The sequence below is a fragment of the Corallococcus sp. AB045 genome (genome assembly GCF_003668895.1).
Taxonomy (GTDB): domain Bacteria; phylum Myxococcota; class Myxococcia; order Myxococcales; family Myxococcaceae; genus Corallococcus; species Corallococcus coralloides.
The window spans coordinates 20555-33794 of record NZ_RAWN01000008.1; the positions used below are offsets into that span (position 1 = coordinate 20555).

The 13240-nt window shown below is 69.3% G+C and carries 11 protein-coding genes; 9 read left to right on the plus strand and 2 right to left on the minus strand.

Annotation, left to right across the window (positions count from 1 at the left end):
* Positions 1-17 precede the first annotated feature (17 nt).
* Genes D7Y21_RS03350 through D7Y21_RS03385 form a run of 8 tightly spaced genes read left to right on the plus strand, consistent with a single transcriptional unit; the run spans position 18 to position 10655 of the window.
* On the plus strand, positions 18-1184 hold the full coding sequence (locus tag D7Y21_RS03350; protein WP_121711205.1) for an acyl-CoA dehydrogenase family protein: 1167 nt from the start codon (positions 18-20) through the stop codon (positions 1182-1184).
* A gap of 11 nt (positions 1185-1195) precedes the next feature.
* The gene (locus D7Y21_RS03355) at positions 1196-2074 is read left to right on the plus strand and encodes an SDR family oxidoreductase (protein ID WP_121711207.1); all 879 of its coding nucleotides are present in this window, start codon (positions 1196-1198) and stop codon (positions 2072-2074) included.
* 1 nt (position 2075) lies between these two features.
* A complete protein-coding gene (locus D7Y21_RS03360) occupies positions 2076-3692 on the plus strand; it encodes an acyl-CoA carboxylase subunit beta (protein ID WP_120567120.1) in 1617 nt (538 codons plus the stop codon).
* 11 nt (positions 3693-3703) lie between these two features.
* Positions 3704-5716: an acetyl-CoA carboxylase biotin carboxylase subunit gene (locus D7Y21_RS03365; RefSeq protein ID WP_121711209.1), complete on the plus strand. Its 2013-nt coding sequence runs from the start codon at positions 3704-3706 to the stop codon at positions 5714-5716.
* Positions 5713-6486, plus strand: a complete 774-nt coding sequence (locus tag D7Y21_RS03370) for an enoyl-CoA hydratase family protein (RefSeq protein WP_120567118.1) — start codon at positions 5713-5715, stop codon at positions 6484-6486. Before D7Y21_RS03365 ends, D7Y21_RS03370 begins: the two co-directional genes overlap by 4 nt.
* A 55-nt stretch (positions 6487-6541) precedes the next feature.
* Entirely contained in the window at positions 6542-8152 is a 1611-nt protein-coding gene (locus D7Y21_RS03375) for an AMP-binding protein (protein ID WP_121711271.1), read from the plus strand.
* Positions 8121-8816: a pilin gene (locus D7Y21_RS03380; RefSeq protein ID WP_121711211.1), complete on the plus strand. Its 696-nt coding sequence runs from the start codon at positions 8121-8123 to the stop codon at positions 8814-8816. The genes D7Y21_RS03375 and D7Y21_RS03380 overlap by 32 nt, the downstream gene beginning before the upstream one ends.
* 45 nt (positions 8817-8861) lie before the next feature.
* Positions 8862-10655 (plus strand): Vps62-related protein, encoded by a 1794-nt coding sequence (locus tag D7Y21_RS03385; protein ID WP_199735348.1) that lies wholly within the window; start codon positions 8862-8864, stop codon positions 10653-10655.
* A 2-nt stretch (positions 10656-10657) separates the two neighbouring features.
* On the opposite strand, the gene D7Y21_RS03390 is transcribed toward D7Y21_RS03385, so the two are convergent.
* Positions 10658-12085 carry a hypothetical protein gene (locus tag D7Y21_RS03390; protein WP_121711213.1) on the minus strand — a complete coding sequence of 476 codons (1428 nt, stop codon included), beginning with the start codon at positions 12083-12085 and terminating at the stop codon, positions 10658-10660.
* A gap of 173 nt (positions 12086-12258) precedes the next feature.
* Between D7Y21_RS03390 and D7Y21_RS03395 the strand changes: the two genes are divergently transcribed.
* Complete coding sequence (locus D7Y21_RS03395) at positions 12259-12795, plus strand: hypothetical protein (protein ID WP_121711215.1); 537 nt, start codon at positions 12259-12261, stop codon at positions 12793-12795.
* Between the two features lie 49 nt (positions 12796-12844).
* Here the strand turns inward: D7Y21_RS03395 and D7Y21_RS03400 are convergent, their stop codons facing one another.
* Complete coding sequence (locus tag D7Y21_RS03400) at positions 12845-13045, minus strand: hypothetical protein (protein WP_014395921.1); 201 nt, start codon at positions 13043-13045, stop codon at positions 12845-12847.
* Between the last annotated feature and the right edge of the window lie 195 nt (positions 13046-13240).

The window sequence follows — 13240 nt, forward strand, 5'->3', positions numbered from 1 at the left end:
TTCCACCGAGGAAGCCCATGCAGCAGACCCAGGAACACCGCGCCATCCGCCAGACCGTCCGCAAGTTCGTGGAGCAGGAGCTGCACCCTCACGTCGACGCCTGGGAGGCCGCGGAGATCTTCCCGGCGCGGGAGGTCTTCAAGAAGCTGGGCGAGCTCGGGCTGCTCGGCATCACCAAGCCCACGGAGTTCGGCGGGCTGGGGCTGGACGCGTCGTTCTCCGTCGCCTTCGCGGAGGAGCTGGGGCACTGCACCTGCGGCGCGCTGCCCATGGCCATCGGCGTCGTGACGGACATGGCCACGCCCGCGCTCGCGCGCTTCGGCAGCGATGCGCTGCGGCGGGAGTTCCTGGCGCCCACGCTCACGGGCGAGCGCGTCTGCTCCATCGCGGTGAGCGAGCCCGGTGCCGGCTCCGACGTGGCGAGCGTAACGACCACGGCGCGCCGCGACGGCGACGACTACGTCATCGACGGCAGCAAGATGTGGATCACCAACGGCATGCAGGCGGACTGGGTTTGCCTGCTCGCCAACACGGGTGACGGGCCCGCGCACGCGAACAAGTCGCTCATCATCGTGCCCATGGATCGCCCCGGCATCACGCGGTCGAAGATCCGCAAGCTCGGCATGTGGGCGTCCGACACGGCGCAGCTCTTCTTCGACGGCGTGCGTGTCCCGGCGCGCTTCCGCATAGGCGACGAGGGCCGCGGCTTCGCGATGCAGATGCAGCAGTTCCAGGAGGAGCGGCTGTTCGTGTCGGCGAGCACCCTGGTCACCTTCGACCGGCTCATCGCGCAGACGGCGGAGTACACGCGCCAGCGCAAGGCCTTTGGCCAGTCCATCCTCGACAACCAGAGCGTGCACTTCCGGCTCGCTGAGTTGCAGACGGAGGTGGAGGCGCTCCGGGCGCTCATCTACCGGACCGTGGGCATGTACATTGAGAACAAGGACGACCCGGAGGTCGTGAAGCTCGCCTCGATGTGCAAGCTCAAGTCGGGCCGGCTTGCCCGCGAGCTCGTCGACGGCTGCCTCCAGTACTGGGGCGGCATGGGCTTCACCTGGGACAACCCCGTCGCCCGCGCCTACCGGGACCTGCGTCTGGGGTCCATCGGCGGCGGCGCCGACGAGGTGATGCTCGGAATCATCAGCAAGGCCATGGGAACGCTGCCCCGCAAGGCGCGCGGCTGAGGAGCTACACGATGGGATACCGTTCAGTCTTCGCCCCGAATTCCTTCGCGGGCCGCACCATCATCGTCACCGGCGCCGGCAGCGGCATTGGCCGGTGCACCGCGCACGAGCTCGCGTCGCTCGGCGCGCACATCGTCCTCGTGGGCCGCAAGCCGGAGAAGCTCGCGAAGGTCGCCGAGGAGCTTTCCGCCGAGGGCCACGCGTCCACGCAGCACTCCGTGGACATCCGGGACGAGGCCGCGGTGCGCGACATGGTCGCCGCCGTCGTCCAGAAGCACGGCCGCATCCACGGGCTCGTGAACAACGCGGGCGGGCAGTTCCCGTCGCCGCTGTCGCAGATCTCCAAGAAGGGCTTCGAGGCGGTCGTCTCGACGAACCTCACCGGCGGCTTCCTGGTCGCGCGCGAGGTGTTCACCCAGTCCATGAGTGAGCACGGCGGCGCCATCGTGAACATGCTCGCGGATGCCTGGAACGGCATGCCGGGCATGGGGCACTCGGGCGCGGCGCGCGCCGGCATGTTCAACCTGACGCAGACGGCCGCCGTCGAGTGGGCCGCCTCCGGGGTTCGCGTCAACGCGGTCGCGCCCGGTTGGGTCGCCTCCAGCGGGCTGGACACCTACGAGGACCCCTTCGTCCGCGAGATGATCCCCTTCCTGCGAAAGCAGGTGCCCCTGCACCGGCTGGCCACCGAGGCGGAGGTGAGCGGCGCCATCGTGTTCCTGCTCTCCGACGTGGCGGCGTTCATCACCGGCGAGGTCATCCGCATCGACGGCGGCGCGTCCTGCAACACCAAGGCGTTCCCGCTTTCGGAGCACGACAACTCGAAGCCCTACGACGGGTTCCACCTGGCCAAGGGGCCCGCCATCCTCGACGGCCCGAAGGAGAAGTGACGTGCCCACGCTCGTCTCCCAGGTCGAACCGGCCTCCGCCACCTTCACCACGCAGCGCCAGGAGATGCTCGCCCGCGTCGCGGAGCTGCGCGCCATCGAGCAGAAGTCGCGCGACACCGAGCAGCTGGCCCGGGACAAGTTCAAGCAGCGCGGTCAGCTGCTCCCGCGTGAGCGTCTGGCATTGTTGCTCGACCGGGGCTCGCCCTTCCTGGAGCTCTCCACGCTCTGTGGCTACAAGCACCACGACGACAGCGACGGCTCGCTGGCCGGTGGGAACACCATCATCGGCATTGGCTTCGTGTCCGGTGTGCGCTGCCTGGTGTTCGTGAGCAACTCCGCCGTGAAGGGCGGCACGGCGACGCCCTGGGGTGTCCAGAAGGCGCTGCGTGCGCAGGAGATTGCCCTGCAGAACCGGCTGCCCGTGGTGTCGCTCGTGGAGAGCGGCGGGGCGAACCTGCTCTACCAGCAGGAGATCTTCATCCCAGGCGGGGAGACCTTCTACAACCAGGCGAAGCTGTCCGCGGCCGGCATCCCCCAGGTCACCGTCGTCCACGGTTCGAGCACCGCGGGCGGCGCTTACATCCCGGGCCTGTCCGACCACGTCGTCATGGTGCGCGGCAAGGCGAAGGTGTTCCTCGCCGGCCCGCCGTTGCTGCTCGCGGCCACGGGTGAAGTCGCCACGGACGAGGACCTCGGCGGCGCGGAGATGCACACCACCGTGGCCGGCACGTCGGACCACCTCGCCGAGGACGACGCCGACGGCATCCGCATCGCGCGGGAGATCGTCGCGTCGCTGGGGTGGAATGACGCCCTGCCGGCGTCCGCGCGTCCCGCCTTCGAGCCGCCCCGCTACGCGGTGGAGGAGCTGTGCGGCGTCGTGCCCATGGACCACCGCAAGCCCTATGACTGCCGCGAGGTGATTGCGCGGCTCGTGGATGGCTCGGACTTCTCGCCCTTCAAGGACGACTACGACGCGCTCACCGTCTGCGGCTGGGCGCGCATCGAGGGCAGGGCGGTGGGCCTCATCGGCAACAACGGGCCCATCACCGCGAAGGGCGCGACGAAGGCGGGACAGTTCATCCAGCTCTGCTGTCAGGCGCGCACGCCCATCATCTACCTGCAGAACACCACGGGCTACATGGTGGGCACGCAGTCGGAGCAGGGCGGCATCGTGAAGCACGGCGCGAAGATGTTGCAGGCGGTGGCCAACGCGACCGTGCCGCAGATGACCCTCCTGCTGGGCGGTGCCTTCGGGGCGGGCAACTACGGCATGTGCGGCCGTGCGTTCCACCCGCGATTCATCTTCGCCTGGCCCAACGCACGCACGGCGGTGATGGGCGGTGAGCAGGCGGCGAAGGTGCTCACCATCGTCGCCACGGAGAAGGCCCGGCGCGCGGGGCTGCCTCCCGATCAGGAGTTCCTGGACGGGATGGCGAAGCCGCTCATCGAGCAGTTCGACCGCGAGTCAGATGCCTTCCAATGCAGCGCGCGGCTGTTCGACGACGGCGTCATCGACCCCCGGGACACGCGGCGGGTGCTCGGGTTCATCCTGGCCACGTGCGACGAGGCTTCGCGCCGCACGCTGTCGCCCAACTCCTTCGGTGTCGCCCGGCTGTAGCGAGGGGAATCATGAAACGCATCCACAAGGTGCTGGTGGCGAACCGGGGTGAGATCGCCGTGCGCGTGCTGCGCACGTGCCGCCGACTCGGGCTGCGCACGGTCGCGGTCTTCTCCGACGCGGACCGGGATGCCCCACACGTGCGGCTCGCGGACGAGGCCATGCACCTGGGGCCGCCGCCCGCGCGGGAGTCCTACCTCTCCATCGAGCGGGTCCTCGCCGCGGCGAAGGCGTCCGGCGCGGACGCCATCCATCCCGGGTACGGCTTCCTGTCGGAGAACGAGGACTTCGCGCGCGCGTGCGCGGAGGCCGGCTTCGTGTTCGTCGGCCCGCCGGCGGAAGCCATCGAGCTGATGGGGAACAAGCGGCAGGCGAAGCTGCGCATGCAGGCCGCGGACGTGCCCTGCATCCCCGGCTATGAGGCGGCACGCCCTGGCGAGTCGCTCGAGGACGAAGCCCTGGTCCGCGAGGGCCAGCGCGTCGGGTTCCCCATCATGGTGAAGGCGGCGGCGGGCGGTGGCGGGCGCGGCATGCGGCTCGTCCGCGAGCCGGGCGCGCTGCTCGACGCCATCCGCTCTGCGCGTTCGGAGGCGACGAACGCCTTTGGCAGCGGCGAGCTCATCCTGGAGCGGGCCATTGAAGGCGCGCGTCACGTGGAGGTGCAGGTCTTCGCGGACGAACATGGGAACGCGGTGCACCTGGGCGAGCGCGACTGCTCCGTGCAGCGCCGGCACCAGAAGGTGATTGAAGAGAGCCCGTCTCCGGCCGTCACGCCCGAGCTGCGCGAGCGCATGGGGGCCGTGGCGGTGCAGGCCATCCGCGCCATCGGGTATCGCGGCGCGGGGACCATCGAGTTCCTCCTGGCGCCGAACGGCGACTTCTTCTTCATGGAGATGAACACGCGCCTTCAGGTGGAGCACCCGGTGACGGAGCTCATCACCGGGCTCGACCTGGTCGAATGGCAGCTGCGCGTCGCGGACGGCGAGCCGCTCCCGCTGACGCAGCCGGAGATCACCTGGCGCGGGCACGCCATCGAGGCGCGCCTGTGCGCGGAGGACCCATCCAAGGGCTTCCTCCCGCAGACGGGCCGGCTCCTCGCATGGGAGCCACCGGCGGGGGAGGGCGTCCGTGTGGATCATGGCGTGCGTGAAGGGCAGGACATCACGCCGTTCTATGACTCCATGCAGGCGAAGCTCATCGCGTACGGACCGGACCGCGAGACGGCTCGCGAGCGGCTGGCCGCGGCGCTGCGCGAGCTGACGGTGTTCGGCGTCACGACGAACAGTGCGTTCATCCAGCACGTCCTCGGGCACGAGGCGTTCCGCTCCGGCCGGTACGACACGGGCTTCGTCGGCGCGCACACGCCGCCGGAGACGCTTCAGGCGCTCGGGAAGGCCTCCCCGGAGGATCAGGCCATCCTGGCCGCCTTGCTCTTCCACGACGACGCGCAGGCGCTGGCCCGGAAAGGTGGCTTCGACGCGACGCTCACGGGCTGGAGCAGCTCCTACGCCCTGCCGGTGCCGGTCAGCCTGCATGACGGTGCTTCGGAGTTCCGCGCCTCGGTGCGTCCCGTCGCAGCGGAGGCCTACGAGGTCCGTATCGGCGACAGCTCGTTCGCGCTCTCCCTGCGCGGACTCGGCCCCGAGCGCGCAGAGGTGGAGGTGGCGGGGCGCCGTCGCGCGGTCCGCTACCGGCGGGCGGGAGGCACGCTGTGGTGCACGCTCGACGGCATCACGCGCCAGCTGCGCGACGTGTCCTTCCGGCTGCCCTCCGAACGCGAGCGCGCCAGCGACGGCCGCCTTCGCGCGCCCATGGATGGCCGCATCATCCGGGTGAGCACCGAGGTCGGCGCGACCGTGAAGAAGGGCGACGTGCTGGTGGTGCTCGAAGCGATGAAGATGGAGTCGTCCCTCATCGCTCCCACGGATGGCGTGGTCACGGCGGTGAACGTCACGGTCGGGGCGCAGGTGCCGGCACGGCACGTCGTCGCGGTCGTCTCCCCCGCAGCGAAGGAGGCAGCATGAGTGAAGCACCGCTCGTCCGGTACGAAGTCTCTCGTGGCGTCGCGACCCTGACGCTCGATTCGCCGCGCAACCGCAACGCGCTGTCGCGGGCGCTCGTCACGCAGCTGCTGGAGCGGCTGAACGCCGTGGGCGCCGACCCGGGCGTGCGCGCGGTCGTCCTCGCGGCCACCGGTCCCGCGTTCTGCGCGGGGGCGGACCTCTCGGAGATGGCGGACGGAGGCGCCGCGAAGGCTCCGGGCGTGCTGCTCGACGTGCTGCGCACCATCGTGACGCTGCCTCAGCCCGTCGTGGCGAAGGTCGCCGGGCAGGTGAGGGCAGGCGGCATCGGCATCGTGGGCGCGTGTGACGTGGCGGTCGTCGCGGAGTCCGTGAAGTTCGCCTTCACGGAGGCGCGCATCGGCGTGACGCCCGCGGTCATCTCGCTCACCACCCTGCCGCACCTGACCAGCCGGGCGGCGAGCCGCTACTTCCTCACCGGTGAGGCCTTCGACGCAGCCGAAGCCGCGCGCATCGGGCTCATCACCACCGCGGTGCCAGACGCGTCCCTGGAGGGCGCCGTCGAGCAGATCCTGGAGACGTTCCGCGTGTCGTCTCCGCAGGGCCTGCGCGAGACCAAGCAGCTGGTGTCCGCCGGCCTGCGCGCGCGCATCGATTCCGGGGGCGCCGAGATGGTCGCGCTCTCCGGCCGGCTGTTCGCCTCCGAAGAGGCCCAGGAGGGGATGCTCGCCTTCCTGGAGCGCCGGCCTCCCGCGTGGGCCGCGCCGAAATAGGCCGCGGGGGCACCCGGTTCGACCCGACGCCCGAACGGGCGGAATGGAGCACACGATGACAGCGATCCAGGCACCTCGGTCCCCGCGCATCAGCCGCGTCTCTCTGGGCGACATCGTCCACCGGTCGGCGGTGCGCTGGCCGGAGCGGACGGCGCTCGTCGACGGGGACCTCGAGTTCTCCTACGCGGAGCTCGACCGGCGCTCGAACGCGTTCGCGCACTACCTGCTCGCCCAGGGGCTGCCCCAGGGCGCGCGCATCGCGATGCTCTGCGGCAACTCGGCGCAGATGCTCACCGCCTTCGTGGGCATCTACAAGTCGGGGTTCGTCTGGGTGCCCATCAACACCGGCCTCTCCGTGGAGGCCGTCCGGTACATCCTCGAACACGCCGAGGCGACACATGCCGTCGTCGACGCCGAGCTCCTCGCGAAGCCCGGGCTGCGGGCGATGCTCGACGCGCTGGGCACCCGCATCATCGTCTGCGTGCCGGAGGGGCAGGCGGCGCCGGGCGGGGACTCGGTCGCGTTCCTGGACACGCTGACGGGGCAGCACGGCACGCTGCCGGAGGTGGACATCCAGAGCGGCCAGCTCGCGCAGATCATGTACACCAGCGGCACCACCGGCCAGCAGAAGGGCGTCATGCATTCGCATGCGTCGGTGCACGCGGCGCTGAGCGGGAACCTGTTCGAGCTGGGCATGCGCTCGTCGGACTCCACTCTCTGCGTGCTCCCGATGTTCCACTGCGCGCAGCACGCCATCGTGATGACGTTCCTGCTGGCCGGGGCGACCGTGGTCGTGCGGCGGGCCTTCGACCCGGGGGCGATGCTCGCGACCATCGAGCAGCGCGGCATCACGTTCCTGCTGGGCCTGCCGGTGATGTACGGCGCGATGCTGGCGCACCCGGCGCGTCCGGCCACGAAGCTGTCCAGCCTGCGCCTGTGCCTCTACGTGATGGCGCCCATGGCGCGCACCATGCTCGTGGCGCTCATCGAGCACTTCTGTCCGGGCGGCTTCGCGCTCGCGTCAGGCCAGACGGAGATGTACCCGGCGACGACCATGTTCAAGCCGGAGCAGCAGCTCAAGCGGTTCGGCTCGTACTGGGGTGACTCGGCCGTGACGAATGAGACGGCCATCATGGATGACGAGGGCCGGCTGCTCGGGCGCGGCGAGGTGGGGGAGATCGTCCACCGCGGGCCGAACGTGATGCTCGGCTACTACAAGGACCCGGAGGCGACCTCGCGGGCGAGCGCCTTCGGCTGGCACCACACGGGCGACCTGGGCATGTTCGACGCCGACGGTCAGCTGCTCTTCGTGGACCGCAAGAAGGACATGATCAAGACGGGCGGAGAGAACGTCCCGTCCATCAAGGTCGAGGAGGTCCTCCTGCGCCACCCCGCGGTGCTTCAGGTCGCGGTGGTGGGTCTGCCGCACTCACGCTGGACGGAGGCGGTGACGGGCTTCGTCGTGCTCAAGCCCAACGCCTCCGCGACGGAGGCGGAGATCAACGCCCACTGCCGCCAGCACCTGGGTGGGTTCGAGGTGCCCAAGGCCATCGTCCTGCTCCCGGCCATGCCGCAGACCAGCACGGGCAAGGCCCAGAAATTCGTGCTCCGGAAGCAGTACGCACGGCACTACGATGCGGGCCGTGACGACCCCAATCGCTCCTGAGTCCTCCCCGCCGAAGAAGACCGTCCTGCCTGGCGTCGCGCTGGGCTTCACCATCGCAGGCCTGTGCATCGTCTGTCTGTGGCCGGTAGGGCTCGTGCTGGCCATCCTGGCGATGGTGAAGACAGGCAAGCCGGAGCATGCCGGGCGCAGGGGGCTCGCCATCGCGGCCCTCTGCGTGGCGGGGTTGGGGCTCTTCACCATCGGCATCCAGGCCGCCATCGCCATTCCCAACTTCGTGAGCTTCCAGGCTCGCTCGAAGCAGGCGGAGTGCAAGGTCAACCTGAAGGCGTTCTTCGGCACGGTGAGGGCGTACGTGGTGGACAACCATCCCGTGGACAGCTTCGCGATGATGGGATTCGAGCCGGGACCGCGCAATCGCTATGCCTATGTGCTGCGGATGCCGGAGGACGTCATCCCCGTGGCGGGAGCGTTCCCCGCGCTCGACCCGGAGGCCATCCAGGCGGCACTGGATCAGGCGGGCGTGGAGCCCGGCTTGGAGGGGACCTGTCCCGATTGCAGCGTGACGGCCGTGTGTGTGGGCAACGTGGACAACGATGACACGCTGGACGTGTGGAGCATCTCCACCGTCGACCGCACGTCGGCCAACGGCGAAACGATTCCCCTCGGAACCCCGTACAACCACGTCAACGACGTCCGGGAATAGCAGTCCCGGAGTAGGGTCCTGGGTTTCCTCCTTCCCCAGGTATCCATGGCCCTCCGGCGATTCCTATCCCTCGTCGCGCTCGCCACGTCTTCGCTCGTGGCGAACGCAGCCCACGCGAACACCGTCTACGGCTTCTGGCAGGGCTCGGGAGGACAGAGCTCCTCCAGTCCGGGCAACCGGGTGTTCCTGCTGGACTCACAGACATCCAGCAATCCGGTGACGTTCACGCTGACGTCGTCCGCGGATGCCTGGCTGTACCTGCTGGATGCGAACGGCACCATCCTCGCGCAGGACAACAACGGCGGTGGCGGCACGAACTCGCGCCTGGTCGTCACGCTGGTCCCGGGCAGCTACCAGCTGGTCGCGGCGACCGCGCTGTCGGGCCAGAGCGCCGAGTTCACCCTGGCGTCGGACTCCGGGGTGCTGCGCCATCCCAAGGCGCTGGAGGTCCGGCCCACGAGCCGCTTCACCTGGGTCTACGACGATCACGGCACCGGCGCGACGAACGACATCGCCGTCTGGCGCCCGGACCTCTCCCAGACGCCGGGCTTCTTCTCGTTGGGCGACGTGGCCATGCCGAACCGGGGACAGGCGCCCGCGACGACGTTCGTGGTTCGCGGCGAGGGGGACCTGCTCGCGCGCCCGTCCAACTACAACTGGACTTGGGACGACTCCGGCTCCGGTGGAACGCACGACGTCTCCTTCTGGGAGCCGGTCGCGCCCGCGGGCTACACCTGCCTGGGCCACGTCGCGGTGCTGGGCTACTCCAAGCCCTCCACGGACCTCATCCGCTGCGTGCGGAGCGAATACGTGCTGCCCGCCAATCCCGCCTGGGTGTGGGACGACAGGGGCTCTGGCGCGGACGACGACATCGGCGTGTGGCAGGCGGTGGCGCGCGACCACCGCGGCCTGCCCGCATCCACCTTCGTCTCCCGCCCCAGCCACGGCGACACGGGCGGCAACCGCTACTGGGTCCTCAACAAGAGCGCCACGTCCAACGCGGAGCTGCGGGGCCTGCCCGTGGACGCGCAGACAGTGGCGGCGTTCGCGCCGCGCGTGTGGCTGCATCCGGACGAGGCCTATTTCCCGTCCTCCACGCAGTTCCACCTGGCCAACGTCCACGAGGAGAACGGCCACCTGGTGACGAACCAGGCGCTGGGCTGTGACTCCTGCACGGATCCGCAGTTCCTGGACGGCCAGCGCCCCAACCAGACGTCTGTGCCCGTCTATGCGCAGGTCATCCCGCGCACCCAGAGCGGTCTGCCGACGAACGTGACGGACGTGCTGTATTGGAATTTCTATCCCTACAACAATGGCAAGCGCGTATGCATTGGCTGGTATTCGCCCTGGGGCTGCGTGGGCGGCTACTCCACCTTCGGCAACCACGTGGGGGACTGGGAGCACCTCACCGTGCGGTTCATCGACGGGCGCCCCGCGCAGGTCTACCTGAGCCAGCACGCGAACGGGCAGGCCTTCACGTTCGGAGACAAGGCCGTGTTCCTCACCGGCTGGCATCCGGAGGTGTTCTCCGCCAATGGCTCGCATGGGCTCTATCCGGACGCCGCGCGGCACATCTACGAGACCATCTTCAACGGCGACTTCCTGGCGGACGACACCGGCGCCGGACTTGCGTGGGACACCTGGAACAACGTGGTGGTCATTCCCTGGCAGCCGGCGGGGACGTACACGGGGTCGCTCGCCTGGATGAACCTCACTGCGTACTGGGGCAACCCCGAGTCCGGCTGCGACAACCCGACCGGCTACTGCGTGAATAGCGGCGGTCCCTCGCCGCTGCGGAACCGGTCGGTGTACCAGCCGGAATACATGACCCTGGAGTAGTCCTAGCGTCGGCCCAGGAGGCCGAAGGGCTTCCACTCCAGGATCTTCAGGTCGAACCCCGCCTGGCGCTTCCCGGCGATCCAATCCTCGAGGGCGCTCAGGGCGGAGGACTCGTCATCGAAGTCCTGGCGCTCGTCGTCGCGGGTGACCAGCGTGGTGCCGTCCACGATGGCTGACGTGTACTCGTTCTTCGGGCCGCCGTACTTCGCGAACTCCCGTTCGAGCGGGCCCCGGCCGGGAACCACGGTCGTGACGCGCAGGAAGTCTCCTTCGTAGCGGGCCTCCAGCCGCCGCACCTCCTGTGCGGCGGCGTCGGAGGTCTCGAAGGCGAAGCGGAACGTGCGCATCGACCCGTTGTTGAGTCCCGCGTGGAACTGCACGACGGCGCCGAAGCGTTCGATCTCGATGAAGAGGTCGCCCCGCCTGCGCCAGAAGGTGACGCGCTCCGAGGCCCGCTGCTTCACGTCGAGCGCGGGCGGCGTTCCCTGTCCGAGGAACTCCTTCCCGTCGAAGATGTGCAGGGGCAGGCTGCTGGGACGCATCAGCCACACCTCGCCTGTCTTGCGCTGGGCGTAGACGACGTCCCTTGCGCGCGCGTTCTTCGACGCCTGGGCCGCGATGCCTTCGATGTCCAGGCCTTCGAGCTCCTCGGCGGTGGGTTCATCCGGCTCGCGGACCTGCTGGGGCTGGAGCGTGTCCGTGAAGACGGGCTCGCCCTCCTGGATGCGCTTGAACAGGGCGTCGTGGTGGATCTCCCCCAGATCGAGGTTCCACAGCTCCGGGCGCAGGAAGGTGGACGCGAGCGAGGCGGCCTCCTCGCCGGGGCGGCCGTTCTCCAGGTGCTGCTCGGCGTGGGTCTCGCCGTAGCAGGTGACGTCGTGATCGTTCTCGTCGAGGAATCGCGTGGTGAGGTCACCCGCCACGACGAGGCTGTCGTCGTTGTAGATGCCCTGGATGGCATCCCGGACCACGAGGTCGCCGAGCACCAGGAAGTTCCCTGACGTCTGGAGCCCCCATGCCGTGCAACGGCCCACGACCACGACCGTCGAATCCGGTCCGCAGTCCTCCAGCACGCCCGCCACCTCCAGGTCCCCGAGGACGACGAGGGGCGCGGTGACACGCAGCAAGCCGGCAGCCCGCGCGTTGCCCGTGATGACCCGGGCCTCGGAGATGGTCCCTTCGAGCACCGCGTCCTCGGGCGCCAGCAGCTCGCGCATCACCAGGGCCGCGAAGCCGATGGGCGACAGGGGGCCGGGACATAGCGCCTCCGCGACCTGGGACGGGGACCGCTGCGCGTCCTTCCGGAAGACAGCCGCGAGCTCCGAGACCGAAGGCTCACCGTGATGGGAGAGCGCGTTGAGGACAGCGCCTTCGAGCCGGGCGCGCACGGCCTCCGCGCGCGGGAGGAACTCGTTCTGGGAGAGGATCATGGGCGCGCATGATGCTACCGGCCGGACGCCGCGCGAGAAGTTGTTCCGGTGAAACCTCGTGACAGGGCGTGGCGGTGCGCGGCCTTCACTGTTTTCATGCAGGGCCCCGGCCGTTTGTACCCGGGTGAGGCGTCCGTTCCGGGCCTGCGTGCTGTCTCTTCGAGGTGGGGTTGATGCGCGAGGAAGATGTGGTCATGGCGGTGGTGGCGGGGAGCTGGGCACTGTTCTTCCTTGGCGGAGGCGCCTTCGTCGTGCGCCTGATCTACCGGGCATGGAAGAAGGAGCAGACCCGCAACCACGGTCTGCCGGGCGAGGCCACGGTGCTGGAGTACAAGGCCACGCGGATGTACATCAACCGCAGCCAGGTCTTCGACTTCCTGCTCGAGGTGCGGATGCCCGGCGAGGCGCCGTATCAGGTGTCGTTGAGCAGCCGGTGGCACGACTGGAACGTGCGGGTGATGGACGTGGGGCTGCGGCTCAACGTCAAGGTCGACCCGAAGGACCCACAGGGCGTCGTCGTCCTGGGGCCGGTTGTCGCGCAGGACCTGGGCAGGTTCCTCCGCCAGGGCATGGACGCAATGGCGACGGGCCAGGCGGCGCACGCAGACCCCGTGAAGGCCCTGGCGGACCTCCAGCGGATGGCCGACGCGGGCCTCGTCTCGGAGGAGGAGTACGCGCGGAAGAGGGCGGAGATCCTCGACCGGCTCTGAAACGGCCGGGCCCATCACGGAGGCCCGGCCGCGGTTCATCCACTTCGGCCTACTGGCAGATGGTGATGTCCGAACAGACGCACTGCCCGGCGCCCACGCCGGCACACCGACGGAAGCACGAGCAGTCTTCGTTCGTGCAGATGTTGGAGCAGAGGCCAATGGCCTCGGAGCTGGTGGGCATCAGCGCCCCGACGGCGCCACCGGCCACGACGCCCAGCATGAACACGAACTTCGCGATTCCCTTGCGCATGTACGACCTCCCAGGTTGAACGGCCCGTCCATTCTAGAGACGAGTCCTCGATTGGACGAGGCTCGACACCGAGGTCCGGGAGCCGGTGCCTGCGCACCTTCGATGAAGCCTTCCCGTCTCATCCGAAGTGTGCCTTCCCGACCACGAACCCATCCCCAAGGTCAGTGGCTCCCCAGGTGCCGTTTCTCAACCTTC